This window comes from Allocatenococcus thiocycli (assembly GCF_921292965.1).
Taxonomy (GTDB): Bacteria; Pseudomonadota; Gammaproteobacteria; order Enterobacterales; family Vibrionaceae; genus Vibrio; species Vibrio natriegens.
The window spans coordinates 35,814-57,681 of sequence record NZ_CAKLCK010000043.1; the positions used below are offsets into that span (position 1 = coordinate 35,814).

The 21,868-nt window shown below is 44.4% G+C and carries 20 protein-coding genes; 15 read left to right on the plus strand and 5 right to left on the minus strand.

Going from position 1 to position 21,868, the window contains the following annotated elements:
* Positions 1-174: 174 nt before the first annotated feature.
* Positions 175-2,187 (minus strand): 2,4-dienoyl-CoA reductase FMN-binding domain-containing protein, encoded by a 2,013-nt coding sequence (locus tag L9Q40_RS17560; RefSeq protein WP_498794080.1) that lies wholly within the window; start codon positions 2,185-2,187, stop codon positions 175-177.
* Between the two features lie 224 nt (positions 2,188-2,411).
* Here L9Q40_RS17560 and sppA point away from each other — a divergent pair, with 224 nt between their 5' ends.
* Entirely contained in the window at positions 2,412-4,262 is a 1,851-nt protein-coding gene (gene sppA / locus L9Q40_RS17565) for a signal peptide peptidase SppA (protein ID WP_498794081.1), read from the plus strand.
* Positions 4,263-4,374: 112 nt separating this feature from the next.
* A complete protein-coding gene (gene ansA, locus L9Q40_RS17570) occupies positions 4,375-5,388 on the plus strand; it encodes an asparaginase (RefSeq protein ID WP_065297173.1) in 1,014 nt (337 codons plus the stop codon).
* Between the two features lie 70 nt (positions 5,389-5,458).
* Here ansA and L9Q40_RS17575 read toward each other — a convergent pair whose 3' ends face one another.
* Positions 5,459-5,743, minus strand: a complete 285-nt coding sequence (locus L9Q40_RS17575) for a YeaC family protein (protein WP_014232581.1) — start codon at positions 5,741-5,743, stop codon at positions 5,459-5,461.
* Positions 5,744-5,842: 99 nt separating this feature from the next.
* On the opposite strand from L9Q40_RS17575, the gene L9Q40_RS17580 reads away from it, so the two are divergent.
* Positions 5,843-6,664: a DUF2989 domain-containing protein gene (locus L9Q40_RS17580; RefSeq protein WP_014232582.1), complete on the plus strand. Its 822-nt coding sequence runs from the start codon at positions 5,843-5,845 to the stop codon at positions 6,662-6,664.
* A gap of 108 nt (positions 6,665-6,772) precedes the next feature.
* Here L9Q40_RS17580 and msrB read toward each other — a convergent pair whose 3' ends face one another.
* The gene (msrB, locus tag L9Q40_RS17585; protein ID WP_041170255.1) at positions 6,773-7,183 is read right to left on the minus strand and encodes a peptide-methionine (R)-S-oxide reductase MsrB; all 411 of its coding nucleotides are present in this window, start codon (positions 7,181-7,183) and stop codon (positions 6,773-6,775) included.
* Positions 7,184-7,520: 337 nt separating this feature from the next.
* Here msrB and gap point away from each other — a divergent pair, with 337 nt between their 5' ends.
* The 6 genes from gap to L9Q40_RS17615 all read left to right on the plus strand — a co-directional run bounded on the left by gap (position 7,521) and on the right by L9Q40_RS17615 (position 13,948).
* Positions 7,521-8,516 (plus strand): type I glyceraldehyde-3-phosphate dehydrogenase, encoded by a 996-nt coding sequence (gap, locus tag L9Q40_RS17590; protein ID WP_014232584.1) that lies wholly within the window; start codon positions 7,521-7,523, stop codon positions 8,514-8,516.
* A gap of 136 nt (positions 8,517-8,652) precedes the next feature.
* On the plus strand, positions 8,653-9,537 hold the full coding sequence (locus tag L9Q40_RS17595; RefSeq protein WP_498794083.1) for a D-hexose-6-phosphate mutarotase: 885 nt from the start codon (positions 8,653-8,655) through the stop codon (positions 9,535-9,537).
* Positions 9,538-9,743: 206 nt separating this feature from the next.
* Entirely contained in the window at positions 9,744-10,568 is an 825-nt protein-coding gene (gene rlmA, locus L9Q40_RS17600) for a 23S rRNA (guanine(745)-N(1))-methyltransferase (protein ID WP_498794084.1), read from the plus strand.
* Between the two features lie 94 nt (positions 10,569-10,662).
* Positions 10,663-11,610: a ChaN family lipoprotein gene (locus tag L9Q40_RS17605; RefSeq protein ID WP_498794085.1), complete on the plus strand. Its 948-nt coding sequence runs from the start codon at positions 10,663-10,665 to the stop codon at positions 11,608-11,610.
* A 242-nt stretch (positions 11,611-11,852) separates the two neighbouring features.
* Positions 11,853-12,212, plus strand: coding sequence for a hypothetical protein (locus tag L9Q40_RS17610; RefSeq protein ID WP_498794086.1), 360 nt, complete (start codon positions 11,853-11,855; stop codon positions 12,210-12,212).
* 158 nt (positions 12,213-12,370) lie between these two features.
* Positions 12,371-13,948 carry an alkaline phosphatase gene (locus L9Q40_RS17615; protein ID WP_498794087.1) on the plus strand — a complete coding sequence of 526 codons (1,578 nt, stop codon included), beginning with the start codon at positions 12,371-12,373 and terminating at the stop codon, positions 13,946-13,948.
* A gap of 218 nt (positions 13,949-14,166) precedes the next feature.
* Here L9Q40_RS17615 and L9Q40_RS17620 read toward each other — a convergent pair whose 3' ends face one another.
* A complete protein-coding gene (locus L9Q40_RS17620; RefSeq protein ID WP_498794088.1) occupies positions 14,167-15,846 on the minus strand; it encodes a mechanosensitive ion channel family protein in 1,680 nt (559 codons plus the stop codon).
* A gap of 211 nt (positions 15,847-16,057) precedes the next feature.
* On the minus strand, positions 16,058-16,495 hold the full coding sequence (locus tag L9Q40_RS17625; RefSeq protein WP_118119016.1) for a YcgN family cysteine cluster protein: 438 nt from the start codon (positions 16,493-16,495) through the stop codon (positions 16,058-16,060).
* A 185-nt stretch (positions 16,496-16,680) separates the two neighbouring features.
* On the opposite strand from L9Q40_RS17625, the gene L9Q40_RS17630 reads away from it, so the two are divergent.
* The 6 genes from L9Q40_RS17630 (at position 16,681) to L9Q40_RS17655 (ending at position 21,858) form a co-directional block, all read left to right on the plus strand.
* Positions 16,681-16,929 carry a GlsB/YeaQ/YmgE family stress response membrane protein gene (locus L9Q40_RS17630; protein ID WP_014232592.1) on the plus strand — a complete coding sequence of 83 codons (249 nt, stop codon included), beginning with the start codon at positions 16,681-16,683 and terminating at the stop codon, positions 16,927-16,929.
* Positions 16,930-17,053: 124 nt separating this feature from the next.
* The gene (locus L9Q40_RS17635; RefSeq protein ID WP_014232593.1) at positions 17,054-17,302 is read left to right on the plus strand and encodes a YkgJ family cysteine cluster protein; all 249 of its coding nucleotides are present in this window, start codon (positions 17,054-17,056) and stop codon (positions 17,300-17,302) included.
* 179 nt (positions 17,303-17,481) lie between these two features.
* Complete coding sequence (gene aqpZ, locus L9Q40_RS17640; protein WP_498794089.1) at positions 17,482-18,180, plus strand: aquaporin Z; 699 nt, start codon at positions 17,482-17,484, stop codon at positions 18,178-18,180.
* A gap of 256 nt (positions 18,181-18,436) precedes the next feature.
* Entirely contained in the window at positions 18,437-19,153 is a 717-nt protein-coding gene (locus L9Q40_RS17645; protein ID WP_498794090.1) for a winged helix-turn-helix domain-containing protein, read from the plus strand.
* The gene (locus tag L9Q40_RS17650; protein ID WP_498794091.1) at positions 19,153-20,754 is read left to right on the plus strand and encodes an ATP-binding protein; all 1,602 of its coding nucleotides are present in this window, start codon (positions 19,153-19,155) and stop codon (positions 20,752-20,754) included. The genes L9Q40_RS17645 and L9Q40_RS17650 overlap by 1 nt, the downstream gene beginning before the upstream one ends.
* A 102-nt stretch (positions 20,755-20,856) precedes the next feature.
* Positions 20,857-21,858: a DUF2860 family protein gene (locus tag L9Q40_RS17655; protein ID WP_498794092.1), complete on the plus strand. Its 1,002-nt coding sequence runs from the start codon at positions 20,857-20,859 to the stop codon at positions 21,856-21,858.
* Positions 21,859-21,868 lie beyond the last annotated feature (10 nt).

The following is a 21,868-nucleotide window of genomic DNA, read 5'->3' on the forward strand; positions in this document are numbered from 1 at the left end:
ATTGAATCTAACTTGTATTTTATCTGCTGGTCACTTTAGCACAATCTAGCCCACTGAATAACAACCTGTTTTTTGGGGATTATACCTAACCCACAAAATGCCTATTCCAGTCGGCCAGAAACGAAAAAAGCCGCGCATAATGCGCAGCTTTTCATAAGTATTTGTGAATGCTTTTTATAGCTTCACTGCGAGCTTCACACCCTGACGGATTGCTCGTACAGCATCCAGCTCACCAGCGTGGTCAGCACCACCGATAATGTGCAGCTTATCACCTAGCTGAGACCATTTATCTTCAAACGGTCGAACCGACTCCTGACCCGCACAGATAACGACTTTATCTGCATTCAGCACTTGTGATTTACCATCAACCTGAATGTGTAATCCACGATCATCAATTTTTTCGTAAGAAACGCCACCCAGAAGATGAACTCCACGTTTTTCCAGAGTACGTTTATGGATCCAGCCCGTTGTTTTGCCCGGACCTTTACCAACTTGCCCTTGACGACGTTGTAATACCCACACCTCTTTATCACTCACTGAATCAGGGAAAGGATACAAACCACCCGGCTGGGAAATTTCTTTATCAATGCCCCACTCGTGGAGCCAATCATCCAACGTATGATCGACAGGCTCAGTAATCATGGTCGCAATATCAACCCCGATACCACCCGCACCAACGATTGCAACTTTCTCACCAACCGGTGTCTTTTCACGAATCAAGGTCTGGTAATCCACAACTTTCTCTGGGTTATCAATACCTTCAATCTTCACTTTGCGAGGCTCTACGCCAGATGCCATCACGATTTCATCGTACTCGGTGAGTAAATCGAAGTTCGCTTCAGTTGAAAGGTGCAAGTTGACCCCTGTCTCATCAAGGCGGTTGGCAAAGTAGCGAATGGTTTCACGGAATTCTTCTTTACCCGGGATCTGCATCGCCAGGCGGAATTGTCCACCAATACGATCATTCTTCTCGAACAAGTCAACTTTATGGCCACGCTCTGCCAATGTTGTCGCACATGCAAGACCAGCAGGACCCGCACCTACTACGGCGATGTTCTTTTTCTTCAGTGCTGGCTCAACAACGATTTCGGTTTCATAACACGCTAGTGGGTTAACCAAACAGCTCGCACGCTTACCCTTAAATACGTTGTCCAGACAGGCTTGGTTACAGCCAATACAGGTATTGATGAACTGCGCCTTCTCCTGCTCGGCTTTCGCCACAAAATACGGGTCTGCCAAGAATGGGCGAGCCATAGAGACCATATCTGCATGCCCAGACGAAAGAATACGCTCTGCTTCTTCTGGGGTATTAATTCGGTTACAGGTGATGATTGGTACAGAAACGTGCGGCTTCACTTTCTCGGTTACCCAAGTAAACGCGCCACGCGGAACTTGTGTCGCGATAGTCGGAACGCGTGCTTCGTGCCAGCCAATACCGGTGTTGATGATGGTAACACCCGATTCTTCAAGTGCTTTTGCCAGCTCAATGACATCTTCAAACGTGCTGCCTTGTTCGACGAGATCCAGCATAGAAAGACGGAAAATGATGATGAACTTATCACCCACCGCTCCACGTACCGCTTTAACGATCTCCAGAGGGAAACGCATACGTTTTTTATAGCTGCCGCCCCAATCGTCGTAACGCATGTTGGTGCGTTTACACAGGAACTGGTTAATCAAATAACCTTCTGAGCCCATCAGCTCTACACCGTCATAGCCAGCGATCTGAGCCAGCTCGGCACTTTTCGCAAAATCTTCGATCGTGCTCTTGATTTGACGTTCACTCATTTCACTTGGAGCAAACTTAGAAATCGGCGCTTTAATACCCGACGCACTTTGCGCTAAAGGGTGCATGGCATAACGCCCTGCATGCAGGATTTGCAGTGCGATTTTACTGCCGTGTTTGTGAACGGCTTCAGTGACAACTTTATGCGCCTCTGCATGTTTAGGCTTGCTGAACTCTGCGCTCAGAGGGTGAAGTCGGCCACGAAGGTTTGGAGAGAAACCTCCTGTTACAATCAGACCAACGCCACCTTTCGCGCGTTCTTCATAAAACGCAGCCAGCTTTTGCAAGCCTTCCTTGTCTTCTTCTAAGCCGGTATGCATTGATCCCATCAGCACTCTGTTACGTAATTGAGTGAAACCGAGATCCAGTGGTTTTAATAGGTTTGGGTACAGTGCAGACATTACTAAACATCCATTTTTATTATCTTGTGAAGTGACATTACGTTCTGCGAACCAAAAAATCAAACAGGTGTTTACATTTTTGTAACACCGATCAATCTAGCGTTAAAATATGCCAATTGTTGAAGGAGCGTGATAAGCTAAAAACACGTTATCTTTTGAGATCTTAGAGATAAGAACCCATAATTTGTAAAATTACGAATTGATTATCTCGTGATGGAGACATGATGAAAAAACTCTTCAAATTTATTGGTCTGATATTTAAAGGAATATGGAAAGGCATCACCTTTGTCAGGCTTGCTTTAGCAAATCTGCTGTTCCTTCTGATGCTTGCCGTTTTTTACTTTGCGTTTACCTACACCGGAGAAGGTCGACCAGTGATAGAGAAAGAGTCTGCACTGGTGATGAATCTATCTGGCCCCATCGTCGAACAAAGACGCTACACCAACCCGATGGACTCCTTTACAGGTTCACTACTTGGCAAAGAGATGCCAAAAGAAAACGTATTGTTTGATATCGTTGACACCATCCGCTACGCCAAAGATGACCCTAAAATTACCGGTTTAGTTTTATCTCTGCGTGAGATGCCAGAAACAAACTTAACCAAGTTACGCTATATCGCGAAAGCGCTGAACGAGTTCAAAACATCTGGTAAGCCGATTTATGCGGTCAGCGATTTCTACAATCAAAGTCAATATTACCTCGCTAGCTACGCCGACAAAGTGTACCTGGGGCCAGACGGCGGAGTACTGATTAAAGGCTACAGCGCTTACTCGATGTACTATAAATCGCTGTTAGAAAAATTAGATGTGTCGACGCACGTGTTCCGTGTCGGTACTTATAAGTCGGCGATAGAACCATTTACGCGCGACGACATGTCCGATGCTGCGGAAGAGTCAGTGACACGTTGGATCACTCAGCTATGGAGTGCATTTGTCGATGATGTGGCAACCAATCGAAACATTGATGCCAAAGTTCTTAATCCAACCATGGACGAATTGTTAGCGGAAATGCGCTCTGTGAATGGCGATATTGCAAAACTGTCGCTGAAACTGGGGCTGGTGGATGAACTGGCTACTCGCCAAGACATTCGTACCCTGTTTGCCAAAGAGTTTGGTAGCGACGGTAAAGACAGCTACAACGCGATCAGCTATTACGACTACCAAGCAACGATGCACCCTGACTACAGTTCATCTGAAGATGATATTGCAGTGGTTGTTGCGAGTGGCGCAATAATGGATGGTCAGCAACCGAGAGGCACTGTAGGCGGTGACACGGTGGCGAGCCTTCTTCGTCAGGCACGTAACGATAAAAACGTTAAAGCGGTTGTTCTTCGTGTGAATAGCCCGGGTGGCAGCGCCTTTGCATCGGAAGTGATTCGTAACGAAGTCTCCGCGTTAAAGCAAGCAGGTAAACCTGTGGTGGTGTCCATGTCAAGCTTAGCGGCTTCAGGCGGTTACTGGATTTCAATGAGTGCAGATAAAATTGTTGCTCAGCCAACCACACTAACGGGTTCTATCGGCATTTTCAGTGTGATTACTACCTTTGAAAAAGGTTTCAATAAGCTTGGTATCCATACTGACGGCGTTGGTACGTCGCCATTCTCAGGTGACGGGCTTTCAACTGGTCTGTCAGAAGGCGCATCGCAAGCTATCCAAATGTCAATTGAACACGGCTACCAGCGCTTTATTTCTTTGGTCGGCGATAACCGTGGGATGCCTGTTGAAGAAGTAGATAACGTGGCACAGGGTCGCGTATGGACAGGTCAGGATGCGATGTCGTATGGCTTGGTAGACCAAATGGGTGACTTTGACGATGCGGTCGATTTAGCAGCGAAACTGGCTAACATCACGGACTACAACCTGTACTGGGTTGAAGAACCACTTTCACCAGCGGAGATATTCCTCGACGAATTCATGAATAACGTCAAAGTTTCCCTTGGTATTGATGTCACAAGCATGTTGCCGCAGAGCTTGCAACCTGTAGCTCAGCAGCTTAAACAGGATGCGAGCGTGCTACAGAGCTTTAATGACCCAAGAGGTCAATACGCCTTCTGTTTGAATTGCCAAGTTCAATAGCCGTGCTTAACTAGTCAAAAAAGGGGCATATCTTAGTGATATGCCCCTTTTTATTACCCATCAATTCGTTATAATCCGCGCACAGCTCCCCTACATGAAAGTAAATAGAACGATGACTAGAAAACACATCTATATCGCTTATACCGGTGGCACCATCGGTATGCAAAAGTCAGATCACGGTTATGTGCCTATCGCTGGCTTTATGGAGAAGCAATTAGCAGCAATGCCAGAATTTCATCGTCCAGAGATGCCGGATTACACCATCCATGAATACGATCCGCTGATCGATTCATCAGACATGACTCCTGCCGATTGGCAACAAATTGCTGATGATATTCGTGATAACTACGATAAGTACGATGGTTTCGTTATTCTGCATGGTACAGACACGATGGCTTACACAGCGTCGGCTCTGTCTTTCATGCTGGAAAACCTTGGCAAGCCAGTTATTGTGACTGGTTCTCAAATCCCATTGGCAGAGCTGCGCTCTGATGGTCAGGCAAACCTGCTGAACGCACTGCATATCGCGGCTAATTTCCCGATCAACGAGGTAACGCTGTTCTTCAACAATCAGTTAATGCGTGGTAACCGCAGCACGAAATCACATGCTGACGGCTTCAATGCCTTCACTTCGCCAAACCTTGCTCCTTTGCTGGAAGCGGGAATCAATATTCAGATTAGCAATAGCGTGACAGTTGGTGCTCAGCCTGAAGGCGAATTTAAAGTGCACAACATTACACCTCAGCCGATTGGTGTGATCACCATGTACCCTGGCATTTCTCATGAAGTGATTCGCAACACGTTACTTCAGCCAGTTAACGCGATGATTCTGCTAACGTTTGGCGTAGGTAATGCACCACAAAATCCAGAACTGCTTGGTCATCTGAAAGAAGCATCTGAACGTGGTGTTATCGTGGTGAACTTAACGCAGTGCTTAGCTGGTAAAGTTAACATGGGTGGTTACGCTACGGGTTGTGCGCTGGCTGATGCTGGAGTGATCAGTGGATTTGACATGACGCCTGAAGCTGCACTAGCCAAACTGCATTATCTTCTAAGCCAGAACCTGTCTTACGAAGAAGTAAAAGACAAAATGCAGCAAGTATTACGTGGTGAAATGAGCCTGTAAAACTCAATACTCAGCACTTAAAACCTAAAAAGCCCAATGATTACATTGGGCTTTTTACGCGTTAAACGTATCAATCGAAGTTTGGATTTACTCGAACGATATCGCTCTCATCACCACTGAATTGCTTTTTCAATTCTTGCTTAGACTTAAAACTGATTTCACCACCGGCAGCAACGGTCATATGTTGAGCGTCTGTATTATGTTTTGATTGATACAACATCACAGCTTGCATACACGAATCTCGCTGCTCTCTAGAAAGTGTTGTACCCTCTGGCCATCTTCCCGTCTCTACTGCATATACCAAGCGATCGTAAACTTCTGGTGTCATCGCTTTTAATAATTGTTCTGTGTCCATAATGTACCTTCTTATTACATTCTGTTCAGAACATAGCGGGTTAAGAAATGGAGTCAAGAACACGAAAATGAATTGGTGTAACGGATCACAGGCAAAACCATGAAAACAACATACTGGTTGCTGGCAAGCCTCGCCACTCTATCCATCACAGGTTGCTTTGAACGCAACATATCTACTGAACAACTGTGTGAAAATAACCCAGAACTGCGCTGCGAAAAGCTCAACATCGACGATGGACAATGCCGCATCCCGCGTACCAACTTAATTTGGCATCGTTATGAGCAGTTCAAACACCCAAGCGAAGAAAAACAGATAGAAGAATACAGCGTCGTCGCTGAATACAGAAAGTGCTTGGAGCTAGCCTCCCAGATCGCTCCGATTGACCAAAGCGAGCTAAAAGCACAACGCTTTAATGCGCTGGTGCACAGCATCGACGAGCTTGAACGCATCGTTAGCGAGTTAAAGGTATCGGAAAAGCCAGAGACCTTATATTTCCTTTGGTCACAGACCGGAGACACACAGGCTCAGCACCGATTTTTACAGATGGAAGGCTCACCGACACTAAACACTGCGGAAATGCAGTACGCCTTAGCTACCTTCTACGTCAACAGAGACACCCCTAAAACGCTTATCTTGTTAAATAATGCGTTAAGTTTGTCAAATGAAGACAACCTAAACCCTGCCATACTCAAATCATTGGCGAGTATTCATCAGGGACAAGGGGAGAAAAAACGTGCTTACCTTTGGGCAATGGTAGCCAAAAGGTTTGGTGTGTCAGTAGCAGATGAAAAGCAACTGCAGAGAATGTTCGATTTCAATGATCCAAACCAATATCAAAAACTGGACGACCTGGCAAAGTCGATCGCAAATAATATTGAAGAGGGAAGTTATTCCCCCGATTTAATTCCCGAAAATATATAAAAAAACTCCCGCTAGTCGGGAGTTTTTTATTCATTCAAGTTTTCAGTGTTTATATGTTGACCGATACAGTTCTGAAAGGATGAAACACTCTTAACTGCAATTTTGTTACTAATCTTCAGATTTGTTGAAAATTAACGACACTGAATTAACACAGTAACGCTCGCCTGTTGTTTGTGGTCCGTCTTCAAAAACGTGCCCCAGATGACTATCACATGTCGCACAGCGAATTTCAGTACGTACCATTCCGTGACTCAGATCATCTAAATAGCGTATCGCTTGGTCATTAACTGGCGCATCAAAACTCGGCCATCCACATCCTGAATCGTACTTGTTATCAGAGACAAAAAGAGGGGCATTACAGCAGGTACAGCTATATATACCAGTTTCCTTATTATGCAATAACTTACCACTGAACGGTGGCTCAGTTCCCTGCTCTCTACAAACACGAAACTCTTCATCAGATAGACGCTCACGCCAATATTCATCGGACTTCGTCACTTTTCCTCCGCTTTGTTCCACTAATTTTAGATCCTTATTTCCTGTTTTTCGCAATGACTTTTTTAGCAAAAAACTTGATTCTCGTAACAGTTGTAGCACATACTTTCTCACCAGGACACCATGTGTAATTAATTTGATACGAGCACTCATCTCGCAGGTTATATTACGCCAACTGAGCTAGAGTAAAAGCAGTAAAAAGTTTAAAAAACGAACATTTGCGAAGAATTGTTAAAAAAAGCGTCGCTTTTTTTTGACTTTAAACAAGTTAAGTCCGATTATCTGTTGCAGATGTTTACTGGATTCTGTAATTTTACTACCAGTTATCTTTAATCAGAAATTAAGTTGTGGAGCAACTATAATGACTATCAAAGTAGGTATTAACGGTTTTGGCCGTATCGGCCGTTTCGTTTTCCGTGCAGCGCAAGAGCGTAACGACATCGAAGTTGTAGGTATCAACGACCTTATCGACGTAGATTACATGGCATACATGCTTAAGTACGACTCAACTCACGGCCGTTTCAACGGTACTGTTGAAGTTGAAGGCGGTAACCTAATCGTTAACGGCAAAACTGTACGTGTAACTGCAGAGCGCAACCCTGAAGACCTAAAATGGGACGAAATCGGTGTTGACGTTGTTGCTGAAGCAACTGGTCTTTTCCTAACTGACGAGACAGCACGTAAGCACATCACTGCTGGCGCGAAAAAAGTTGTACTAACTGGTCCTTCTAAAGACGCAACTCCAATGTTCGTTAACGGCGTAAACTTCGACACTTACGCTGGTCAAGACATCGTTTCTAACGCTTCTTGTACTACTAACTGTCTAGCACCTATCGCTAAAGTTCTTAACGACAAGTTCGGTATCGAATCTGGTCTTATGACTACAGTTCACGCTACAACAGCAACTCAAAAAACTGTTGACGGTCCTTCTGCTAAAGACTGGCGCGGTGGTCGTGGTGCTTCTCAGAACATCATCCCATCTTCAACTGGTGCTGCTAAAGCTGTAGGCGTTGTACTTCCAGAAGTAAACGGCAAACTAACTGGTATGGCTTTCCGCGTACCAACTGCTAACGTTTCTGTAGTTGACCTAACTGTTAACCTAGTAAACGGCGCATCTTACGAAGCTATCTGTGCAGCAATGAAAGAAGCTTCTGAAGGCGAACTAAAAGGCGTTCTAGGTTACACTGAAGATGCAGTAGTATCTCAAGACTTCATCGGTGAAGTTTGCACTTCAGTATTCGATGCTAAAGCTGGTATCGCTCTAACTGACAAATTCGTTAAAGTTGTATCTTGGTACGACAACGAAATCGGTTACTCAAACAAAGTTCTAGACCTAATCGCACACATCTCTAAGTAATTAGAAACAGTGATTAGCTCTTAACTGAGTTGAAAAAGAGGCGGCTTTATAGTCGCCTTTTTTGTATCTGGAATTTGAGGGGTGTATTTGGGCTTCAAGCGCTCGCAACCTCTCCCAGCGATAGGAAAATAATCAGATGGATTTAAACACCCTTCCTGCCCTAACCGTCCTTTCTGACAATGTCACCGTAGTAGAAATTGATCAGGTCAAAGTTGTTCGTATCATTCACGATAAAGCAACCGCTGGTATCGCTTTGCACGGTGGCCATGTGGTGTCATACAAACCACAAGGTCAGGAAGATCTAATTTGGATGAGCGAAAAAGCCGTATTCGATGGCAAAGCCGCTTTGCGTGGTGGTATTCCAGTGTGCTGGCCATGGTTTGGTCGCATTGCTGCACCGGCTCATGGTTTTGCACGTACTACAGAATGGGAACTGATAGAACACCGTGAAAATGAAAATGGTGTGATTGTCGAACTTGCGTTGTTCCCAAGCGAAGAGACCCACCAAATTTGGCCTCATATGTTTGAAGCTCGCCTTTTGGTAGAAGTCGGCGATGAGCTGAAAGTGACACTGAAAGTGCTGAATATCGATGACGAGGCATGGACATTCTCTGGTGCTCTGCATACTTACCTTAACGTTGGCGATGTTTTACAAGCTCAAACTTCAGGCATGGGTGGCGAGTACATCGACAGCTTGAAAGGCAACGAGGTATGTCAAGGTGGTGAAGTCCTGCAACTGACCGACACCATAGACCGTGTGTACACGCAGCCTGAAGCGCAGATCTTAGTCAAAGACCCTGTATTAGAACGCACTCTGAGCGTAGAAAACCATGGCCACAACTCAGCAGTACTATGGAACCCTTGGGCCGAAGGAGCTCAGTCAATGGGAGACATGGCTGATAATGGTTACGAAACCATGCTATGCGTCGAATCCGCTGTGCATGCTGCCAGCATTGATCAAGGCAAAACCTTGCAACCAGGTGAAAGCTACGAACTGGTTACCGTTATTTCCGCACAATAACGTCATCACAGCCGGTTTACGCCGGCTTTTTTATTGCTAGCAGTTCAACTTCATCCTTCTCTTGCCTATTCTCATTAAAAATTTTATTTCTGGTCGTTATAAATCTGTAAAAGCACTCGCTAACCACGGCTATTTCACGGTTTTGTTTCACTTAAAGTCGTGCTTTTTGATAGAATTTGTCGCCCTACTTTCAGCTCGAGATCGTCATGAACTATCAATGCCCTCTATGTCACCAACCTCTTACATTAAGCGTAAAAACGTTTAAGTGTGAAAATAACCATCAATTCGACATGGCAAAAGAAGGCTACGTGAACCTGATGCCGGCGCATCATAAGCGTTCTAAAGATCCCGGCGATAACAAGGAAATGATGCAAGCGCGTCGTCGCTTTCTGGAAGGAAAGTATTACGATCCGATGCGCCAGGAAGTCGCCCGCCTTTGCACTGAGTACACCAAAGGAACGACTCACCAGCTGTTAGATATCGGCTGCGGTGAAGGCTACTACACCGATCTGGTACAAAAATCATTGCTAGCCCAAGATGAGCAAGCCGCCACGTTTGGTTTAGATATCTCTAAAATAGCCATTCGCTATGCAGCCAAACGCTACCCAGATTGTCATTTTAGTGTCGCATCAAGCCATAGACTTCCATTCGCGGATCAATCTTTGGATGCAATCCTGCGAATCTATGCGCCATGTAAAGCAGAAGAGCTCAAGCGTGTAATCAAAGATAATGGTGTCGTGATTACCGTTACGCCAGCAGGCAGACATCTTTACCAGCTTCGTGAACGAATTTACCAAAACGTTCGTCTCCACGATGAAACCCCTGAAACCATCGATGGCTACGAACTCGAGCAACAACAACAACTTAACTATGTGATGGACTTAAAAGATGGAGACGCATTTGACCTGCTGCAAATGACACCATTCGCCTGGAAAGCGACTGACGAACTCCGAGAAGAGCTAAAATCCGCTACACTTTTCCAATGTGAGGCCGATTTTATGTTGCGTGTCTATCGTAAATCCGCGCATTAATACTGCTCTAGCTCAACGCAGGTGAACATGGCTCTCGTTCACTTTAATTCTGTCGCCTCCACAAATATCTCTTAGACATTTTTGGAGGCTTCTTATGCGCTTTTCTATTTTAGGTCTTGCGTTTCCCATTGTGTTGACTGGTTGCGTCTCAACACCAGCAACGATATCCACTCCCAATACCCCTGACGTGATCAGCTTTTACGATTACAAGTTGCACACCCCGTCAGGCACTCCTGTGTCCCTGACTGACCTGAATCCTGAGTTACTGCAAGCCGACGTAATCATGATCGGTGAATGGCACACTCATGCCGGTATCCACCGTTTCCAGACAGATATTCTGAAACAATTATCGAGCGGAAAACGCCCCATTGCCCTTTCAATGGAACAATTCAGTCGCGATAAACAAAGCGTATTAGACGAGTATTTAGATGGCCAGATTGGTGAGCAAACCTTCATCCAGCAAAGTAACGCCTGGCCAAACTATGAAAGTGACTATCGTCCCCTTGTCGAGTTTGCAAAGCATGCAGATATTGCGGTAATTGCGGCTAACGCGCCAAGAAAAATTGTGCGCTGCATTGGCTTTAATGGTGTCGACTACCTAGATAAACTTGATAGCAAACAACGTGGTTTTGTCGCTGCAAACATCAATACCGATGACAGCCAGTACAAAGACAAGTTTATGGCTTCCATGCATCACGGCAAGCCAGAGCAAACAGAAAAACAATACGCCGCTCAAATGACCTGGGACGAGACCATGGCCGAGTCCATTGTCGATTACCTCACTAAGCATCCGGGAACTCAAATGGTACATGTGGCTGGGAGGTTCCATATCGAGGGTGGATTAGGCACAGCTACATCGATCCTGAACCGCAACCCACGCTTAAACGTTGTTGTAATAACCCCAGTCACCGACATCACTTCAGACAGTTCGGATTATCAGCTTGAAGTGTTAGCGCCACCGGTTCGCTATGTGAAGGATAGCAATCGTATGAAAGCCTTTAGTCACCTGATCACGCGTAATACTGACCTTGAGTGTGAATAAACTACGCCCGAGTTAAGATCAAAAATCGCCATTTCATTGCGGTAAATCCAGTCTATCCAGAACGTGAATTGAACTATATCGGTCTGCTTTTTGCTTTGGTCTCTACGTAATCACAAGAGGCGGCAAGAACAGGCCTGTTTTTTATTTAAACGATTTAAGAATTGCCAAACGTTGCCGATAAAGTCCATAACTGCTTTTTACCCACACTCAATGAGCGAGTGTCGATTTTCAAGGAGTATTCGATGAATCCAGTAGGAAGCAATCAAGTTAATACTTACGCAAATCTGCAGCCCACTCTGTCGTCGACAGAGAAAACCGCAGGAGAAGTCAACGCGTCACCAATAAAAGTGGAACAGAACAAAGTGACACTTTCTCCTGAAGGCAAAGCGCTTCTTGCCGCTCTGCAAGAAATCGACCACGAAAGCAAAAAAGTGGAATCGGAAAATAAGACTGTTGGTGAGAAGGTCGAATCATTTACGCATGGCGCTTTGGGAATGGATCGCCCTGATAAAATCGAGGAAGAGGAAGACAGCTCCTATTCTGCCGGACAATACCTCTCTGCCGCTTTAAGTGTGGGTGGCATTATTCTCGCGCTTGCATAACGGCCCAAAACATTGCCCAGTCGGTCACGACCTATTGGCTCGATGGGCAATTTGCTAGTCAATGAAAATGACAATCTGGTTAAGCTTTCGTGGCTTACACAAAAGTGTCATGATTTATTGTTTTAATGCCTGCGCTTTTAATAGACAAGGAAAATACAATGAAGCGCTTAGCATACCCTGTAGTTACCGCTCTTGCTGCCTCAACACTCTCTTTCAATGCCCTTTCAGCAGAGATCAAAAACGTCATTTTGATGATTGGTGATGGCATGGGCCCTCAGCAAGTAGGCCTACTTGAAACCTACGCAAACCACGCCCCGCACTCAATTTATAAAGGCGAAACCACAGCCCTTTACAAATTGGCACAAGAAGGTGTGATTGGATCTTCTTTGACTAACCCTGAAGATGCTATCGTAGTCGACTCTGCTTGCTCTGCGACGATGCTAGCGACTGGAATCCCAACCGCTTCAGAAGTAATTGGTATTGATAGCCAAGGCAACCACGTTGAAACCATTTTAGAAAAAGCCAAAAGCAAAGGTAAAGCGACTGGCTTGGTTTCTGATACGCGCATGACGCACGCTACACCAGCAGCCTTTGCCGCTCATCAACCTCACCGTTCTTTAGAAAACGACATTGCTGTCGACATGCTAGAAACAGAAGTAGATGTTCTGCTTTCTGGTGGTCTTCGTCACTGGATTCCAAGTTCAGCGAATGACAAAGGCGACACTTACAAGCAGCTTGAGAAACTTACTAAAGGTAACGTTGCTCTTAAATCTAAACGTAAAGACGAGCGCAACTTGCTGACTGAAGCTCAAGAAGAAGGCTATAGCCTGGCATTTAGCCGCGATATGCTGGCTGAAGCAAAAGGTGACAAATTACTTGGTCTTTTTGCTAACTCAGGCATGGCAGATGGCATCGCGTACAGCCAAAGTAAAAACGATCCAAAACGCACACAGCCTTCTCTTAAAGAGATGACCGTAAAAGCATTGGATGTTCTATCCAAAGATGAAGACGGCTTTTTCCTAATGGTTGAAGGCGGACAAATCGACTGGGCTGGACACAGCAACGATGCTGGCACCATGCTTCACGAAATGATTAAGTTTGATGAAGCGGTGAACTCTGTTTACGAATGGGCGAAAGGACGCGATGACACACTTATCGTCGTGACGGCTGACCATGAAACTGGCTCTTTTGGCTTTAGCTATTCATCAGCGAATCTGCCAAAACCAGAGAAGCGCAGCGGCGAAGCGTTCAAAAACAGAGACTACGCGCCTAACTTTAATTTCGGTGATTTCTCTATCCTTGATGGCTTGTACAACCAAAAAACCAGTTACTACGGCATGTTGGATAAATTCGCAGCATTACCTGAAGCAGATAGAACAGCGGAAAACTTAGCTAAGATCATCAACGAGAATAGCGACTTCCCTATCACGGCAGATCAAGCTGCGCACATTATGCAAGATAAGCCAAACCCATATCATGTAGACGGTCATAGCTACCTGGCACAAGAGCAAGTACCTGCTATTCACGATTTTGATGCGTTCTTCCCATATAATGACCGCACAAACTTGATTGCGCGTGAGCATGCGACTGGCCAAAACACGGTATGGGGCACAGGTACCCACACGCATACTCCTGTAAATGTATTTGCTTGGGGACCTGCTGAGAAAATTCTCCCTGTATCTAAGATCATGCATCACTCTGAGCTGGGCGAATTCCTCAAGCAGCAAATCAAATAATCACTTTGCACTTACTTTACCACTTTGTGGTTTTTCAGACGCTCTCCCACGAGAGCGTTTTTTTATGGGTGAAAACTGAGGTAACGCCAACCTGTGCCGCTGATTGTTTTGCAATACTTCGGCTAATCACCTTCAACTCAATACTTGAACCTCTCTACCCGATAGAAACAAAAAAGCACTCAACAATGTGAGTGCTTTTCCAAATAGAGGAGGAGCAATTAAGCGTCTTTCTTCTCAACCATATGCAAATGTACATCCTGTTGAGGGAACGGAATAGAAATGCCTTCACGGTCAAAGCGAAGCTTCACTTCCTTGGTCACATCCCAGTAAACGTCCCAGTAATCGTCTGTTTTCACCCAAGGACGAACAATAAAGTCCACCGAAGAGGTATTTAGCGTATGCACTCTAATATTTGGCTCAGGTGTGCGTAGCACGGCTGGGTGAGAAGTAATGATATCCGTTAGCACCGATTCGGCTTTCAACAAGTCATCCGCGTAGCCAATACCAAAAACCATATCCACACGACGAATGCGCTCATGGGTTACATTTTTAATCACATCACCCCAGATTTTGCTATTCGGTACAATAATGATCTGGTTGTCGAAGGTGCGAATTGTGGTATTGACCAAGCTCATATGACTTACTTTACCATCCACACCACCAGCATAAACGAAGTCGCCAACATCAAACGGACGATAGATCAGAAGCATCATACCTGCTGCAAAGTTAGACAAGGTGTCTTGCAACGCGAAACCAATGATCACACCGGCAATACCGAAACCCGTCAGGATAGGCGCAAGGTTCAGGCCAATCTGCGATAGACCAACCATAATACCAATCACCCATACGAACTTGCCGGACATCGAAATAAAGAAATCCTGCATCAAGTGGGAGAGTTTTAAGTTTTTAGACGCAACCGCTTTACTCATCACTTTGCGGGTTATTTTCGCTAATGCGCGAGCAATAACCAAAATTAATACGAAAATAAACAGTTGAAATAGGTGCTGAGGTGCATTTCCAGCTAACCAGTCCACTGCAGAGTTTGACCAGTGACTGACGATTGACCAGACAACTTTGCTGTTAAGTAAATCGTGAGTAATGCTTCCAGTGACTTCAAATATTTGGCGCTTGTACTCAGAAGTTTCGATGCCAATCTTGTCACCAATAGACATCAAGTTACGCAGGCTCTCAGTTGCAATCTCCAACCTGTGCTTAACGAGCATCTGGCTCAATTGCTGCGAGGCTTTTTCGGATTCAGGGCTAGAAGACATCTGTCCGCCAATGATTTCGCTCTGCTGACTTAAGTACTGCACGGATGCAGAAAGCAAGCGAATACGCTTATCTACCGTTTCTTTAAATTTAGTTTCAGCACGCTTATTCTGTTCACCCAGTCGTTCTAACCAAACTAAATTTTGCCAACTTGCCTCAAAAATCACGTCGAGATAGTGCTGAATTTCACGATAGTCATTAATGATCGACAGCTTTTCCTCATCCTTAGCCGCGTTCAGTTTCTCTGTCACTGACTTCGTTTTCGATGCCAGATAGGCTGTCGCATCGTTAGTGTATTTTTCTTGCGTTTTAACTAATTGAACCAGTTTTTTGTGCGGGATAGATTCTTTTTCAATCGCAGTTGCCAACTGAGCGCGTAGTTGTTGGTTTTTCTGAAAAAGCTGCAACTGGAGGGCATCACGCTCATCACCGTTTGTCTGAGTTAAACTCTGCGTTAAGTCGATAATATCGATGTTCAGATTATCGATGGATGCTTCGGCCTGCGATACAACAGGCGCTTCTGTTTTCTCTGCCGCGTTTACAAAGAAAGGATTCATCATCGCGATGAAAAGAGAAAGTAACGCAACCCAAGGTGTCAGGCGATTTTTCTGCGGGAAACAAAACGTCATTTTTACCTCGTAAAAAACTGGAATCTCAAAATCGATCAGAGCTGGAAACAGGCGAGAACATCACCTGTGTTTATTTTACATCACGTAAAGACAAGAACGGGTCAAAAGAAGGTATTAGATGTAAAAGTGAGGTAAGGCACACAGCAAAAGTGTGTCAAACCTCTTAGAACAGCAATTTTAAATTTGAGCAACACTCATATTGCTCAAAATATTACTCGTTAGGTAGTTCGATGATGTGATCTTCCCAGTCAACAACATCAATTTCATAAACAACACGATTACGCACACTTTCACCGGCTGCGTGCATCGCTGATTTAGACCCAGTAATCAGTGGGTGCCATTCGGGTAGCGGCTTATTTTGAGCCAAAAGACGATAAGCGCAAGTTAAAGGCAACCAGTTAAACTCCGGGATTTTTTCGCGCGTCAGCTTCAGGCACTCTTCTCCTGAAGAAAATCGATTAGGATAATCTTTACACGAGCATGTCTTACTGTTTAACCAGCTACACGCGACATTGGTGTAATACACGTCATCAGAATCTTCATCCATGAGCTTGTGAAGGCAGCACTTACCACAGCCATCACACAGAGACTCCCACTCCTCTTCGGTCATCTGTTCCAACGTTTTACTTTGCCAAAATGGAGTGCTCATACTTTCGGTCTCGCCAAGGGAATTAGGGGCGATTTATACCTTTCTCACCACAAAAGTTCAAGTATTCAGCAATTATCATCAAAGCGCATTTATCCGTTTACGACGATCAGAGATTTTCTGTTGGCATGCTCTATCCTTAAACCAGTGTAAGTTGGTTTAAAGATTGATAAGAGGGAGAATCACTTATGGGCATCATATCTTGGATAATCTTAGGTTTGATCGCAGGAGCATTAGCAAAGTGGTTAATGCCTGGTAATGACGGTGGTGGCTGGATTGCCACAATGTTTTTGGGGATTGCTGGTGCGTTTGTTGGTGGCTTTTTAGGAAGTTTTCTGGGGCAAGGTGGCGCTACGGGTATCAACGTCGGCAGTATTATTACGGCGACTTTAGGGGCGTTTGTGATCTTATTTGTCTATAACCGCTTTCTTAAGTGACCATTCGACCAGTCTAGAAAAGTACAAGTATTACAACACTACTTGTACTTTTTTATGCAGTTCCCCTTCCAATCCACGTCAAAATGACCATAATTGCCACCTCAATTTTTAAGAGGTTTACATTATGGATTGTCGCTTAGGCTGTGGCGCGTGTTGTATCGCCCCAAGTATCTCTTCACCGATTCCCGGCATGCCAAACGGTAAGCCCGCGGGTGTTCGTTGCGTACAACTTAACGATGACAACCTTTGTAAGCTATTTGGTCAGCCTGAACGACCAAAAGTCTGCCATGATTTCAAACCTTGTCCGGTTGTTTGCGGAAAGACCAACCAAGAAGCGCTGACGAACATTACTGAATTAGAGCAGTTAACGTAGGCCTTACCCTATCTTTTCTCCCCACTTCACCGTTGCACTATCTTCGTTCTTTTGGTTTCATCTCTGAGACACTGTCGTACATACCATTCCTATTCTTTTCTTTTCGTGTTTTGCCTCACACTTAACTGACAATTCTCAACTATGTTCAGCAAGTTATCGAATAAGAAATAGGAAATTGCATGAATAAATATTTGGCTGAGGCTTTTGGTACGTTCTGGTTGGTGCTGGGTGGTTGTGGTAGTGCGGTATTGGCCGCTGGATTTCCCGAAGTCGGCATCGGACTGTTAGGCGTGGCTCTGGCATTTGGTTTAACCGTTCTCACCATGGCATTTGCTATTGGCCATATTTCCGGCTGCCACTTGAACCCTGCCGTGACAATTGGCCTTTGGGCTGGTGGTCGTTTTGAGAACAAAGAGGTTTTACCTTACATCATCGCTCAGGTCATTGGCGGTATCATCGCGGGTGGAACCCTTTATGTGATTGCATCGGGTCAAATTGGCTTTGATATTGTCGCCTCAGGATTTGCTGCGAACGGTTACGGTGAGCACTCACCCGGCCAATACTCGATGTTAGCCGCTTTAGTGACAGAAATCGTCATGACCATGATGTTCTTGATTGTCATTATGGGCGCAACAGACAAACGAGCACCGGAAGGGTTTGGGCCAATTGCTATCGGCTTGTGCCTCTCGCTTATTCATTTAATCAGTATTCCTGTGACAAACACTTCGGTTAACCCTGCACGGAGTACCGCTGTGGCTATTTATCTCGGTGACTGGGCCATCTCTCAATTATGGCTGTTCTGGATTGCGCCAATCATTGGGGGTGTTGTGGGTGCGATTATCTATAAAAACTTACTGGCTTCAGATTCAAACTACTAGTCCCTTTACATCAACTCGCTAAGACAACAATTCCGCGATGTTATGTGCTGTTGCTTCCCCTTCTACCGTAGGGTTAGTAGTTAAAACACCTTCCCTAATAAAAACACAGTACAAATGGTAATTGATAAAAAACACCTGGCAATCAACTATTTTGAAAATCTCGTCGCATCTTTCTCCCACCGTCACAAATAGTCACACTGGCTATCATGACGGTAAGTTATAGTTTGTCTATCATCCATTAACGCATCAAAATATCATGCCTAATCCAGAGCTATATTCGATAATCCTGGTCGAAGATGATCTTAAACTCGCTGATTTAATTAGAGATTTCTTACATAACCATGAGTTCGAGGTCAACATTGTTTCTGATGGTAAGAGTGCTGTTGGCATCATTTTAGACACGCAGCCAGACTTAGTTATTCTCGATGTCATGCTTCCGGGTCAAAGTGGAATGGAGGTATGTCGAGCCATTAGAGACAAATATCATGGCATGATTTTAATGCAAACCGCACTAGACGACGACATTGACCAAGTAATGGGCCTCGAGCTCGGTGCGGATGACTATATTATTAAGCAAGTAAAACCCCGATTATTATTATCCAGAATTCGCGCTCTGCTTCGCAGACAAGAGCGCTATGCCGTCAATAGCCTCACTGATGATTTGCACTTTGGCCGTTTGGTAATCAATCAACAACATCGCGCCGTCATGGTCAATAACCAACCAATTAAGCTTACTACTGCCGAATATGAGCTGCTTAACTTGCTCGCTCTCAATGCTGGCCAAGTCGTTTCTCGCGACGACATCGCACAATCGATTAGGGGGTTTGAGTACGATGGCCTCGATCGCTCGATTGATAGACGAATTTCCCGTCTAAGACGTACCCTCCATGATGATCCTCAAGAGCCTGAGCTAATCAAAACTGTTAGAGGTATTGGCTATCAATTGTGTGTCGAGATAGAAGGAAGTGTGTAATGATTCGTGCATTTTCCATTCTTTGGCTCGTTGTTTTTATACCGATTATACTTTTGGTTCTTCCTTCTTCTTGTAATCCTATTCAACACTTAAACGAGTCATTCTCCGAACGGTTCTATAAAGAAGTTTATGCGAACAATTTTGACATTTTAACCAACAGATTGTTGAAGGAACCTCAAAGCCAATGGCCTGTAACGATACAGGCTTATGCCAAATTTTTTGCCTACCCACTTAAATTAGAATCGATAGAAAAGTATCGCCACGAAGGCAACCTCAGTGAAACAATCATGCAAGGTGATATAACGTTTTTATTTGGTGATCCTATGGCGCTGGTTAAGCGGGTGGGAAACAGTGACTATTTAATTTATTTTGCTCTCAATGAATCAACCAAGCTCGCTGTTCTCAATCAAACTAGCGGATTGCTTCATTTAATCTCTGAGCAACTCCACACGCTTCCTAAAAGCGAGTGGTCAAAACATTTAGCTTTGAAAAATGAATTGAGTCCTTTCCAAATTGGACTAAAAGGCAAGAGTGACTTGCTCCCTTATGAGATAGAAGCCATTAACGACTCCACCGACAGTATTGTGAGTTACCTGAGCCCCGAAGGACACGTGGAATTACTTGCTTACTTAGAAGAAGGGTCATGGATTCACGTGCAAGACAACCTATCACAAAGCGCACATATAAAGCTAACGTCGGCGATGGGGGTAATATTTTTCATTCTTATTTCTGGTGCGTTGGTAATTTGGGTTTTCCCTTTGTGGAAAGATCTTAAATGTCTCGTACTTACAGCCAATGACTTTGGTCAAGGAGTACTGTCAAGGCGAGCAAAAGAATGTCGGCTGTCCGTTGTCTGCCAACTTAGTGAATCATTCAATAAAATGGCCGACAATATTGAAAGCTTGATCGCGACACAAAGAGAATTAACCAACGCTATCGCACATGATTTGCGAACCCCACTATATCGGCTGCGCTTTGCCTTAGAAATGCTTGAAAGTAACGAGCTATCAGAAACTCAAAAGGCTAAATATCACAACACCATAGACTCAAGTATCGAAGACTTAGAGCACTTAATAAATCAAAATCTACTACTAGCGCGCTACAATCGAATAGCTGATTTCACCCAGTTTAGTCAATGTTACCTTGCAGAAGTACTCGCTAAAGAAATTGAATTTTTCCGCCTTGAGAATCCGGATTTAGAAGTGAGGTTTTATTGCTCTCCTAATTTACGGTCACAGTCATTGTTTATCGATAAAGCCGGTTTAATGCGTGCCATTAAAAACCTGCTCTCCAACGCCAGTCGCTTTACTTATTCCAAAATAGCGGTCTCATTTAGTGTTGAAGGCAGTGTTTACAGCATAAGCGTTGAAGATGATGGAGCCGGGATTCCATCTCATCAAACTGAAAAAGTGTTTGAGCCATTTGCACAGTTGAACAATCACGAGCGCAGCAGTGCAAAAGGACATGGACTTGGTTTAGCCATTGTTCAACAAGTGATGAAATGGCATCAGGGCAACGTACTTCTTTCGCAATCCCAACTTGGTGGAGCTCTTTTCGAACTAACTTGGCCAGCGCTAAATTCACCAGATAAGAATATGTGACCAAATTGGACACAATTCGTCCATAAATCACTAAAGATTAATAGATGGCGTATATGTAGATTTGGAACTGCTTGATAAATCATACATTCCAAGGGAATTACAATGTACGCCAGTCCAAAATTAGCCCCCATATTCTATAGCTCGTTAGTCGCGTTACTGCCATTTAACGCTTTTTCACAAGATGCCGCTTCTACACGCGGTTTCAGTGGAGTAGTGAGCATTCATGCCGGAGTTAGCCAAAGCCAGTCTCAACACAACACTCATGATGACAACTCAGTAACTAAAGATTTATCTAATAAAGGTAAGCAGGTAAATCAGATCGTACCTATGATACTTGGGCGACTACAATACAGCTTTGGCGACACTTTGATTTTCCTGGGTAATAGCGAGGAACAAATTGCGGAAGCCAACTTTCAAGCAGAATTAGGGCTTTCACACGAGCTAAACAATGACGTAGCTTTCACAGTTGCCTTATTTGGCAGCGTACCAAATCTTAATGAGGTTTGGCGCGATCCCTATCTCACAGATATAGCAAGAAGCACGACAGACCAATCGATATCGGGAATGCGATTAGCATTCGATTTTTATAGTCCTATCCCCTTCTCAATCAAATACGCATTTGCGCAAAGTGACGTTGACAAAGATGAGATTGGTTTATCGCAAAAATTGAATGAAACACAACGCGCGCTCCTCTATCGAGACAGTGATTATCACAGGTTTGGCAGCGAAGTGCTTTTCAACATAGGTCCCTATTTATCGATAGCCCCAGGGTTCTACTACAGCTTTCGAGATGCCGATGGCAAAGCTAAAACTTTCCATGAGCTCAGTGGTCAAGTTTCATTCGCGGTATCGACCTCAAAGCATACCTTTACGACAACATTACGGAATAGTATCGCTGAGTTTGACACTGCAAACCCTCTTTTTAATAAAAAGCAGGACTATCAGAGTCTTGGACTGTTTTCATTATACAGCTATCAAGAGATTTTCAATCTTTCCAATACAAACCTAAACGTAATGATGGGCTACCAAACTACAAATTCCGATATTGCATTCTACAGTAGCAAAAACTTATTTATCTCAACTGGCGTGAGCTATAAATTTTAAAGGCGTAAGA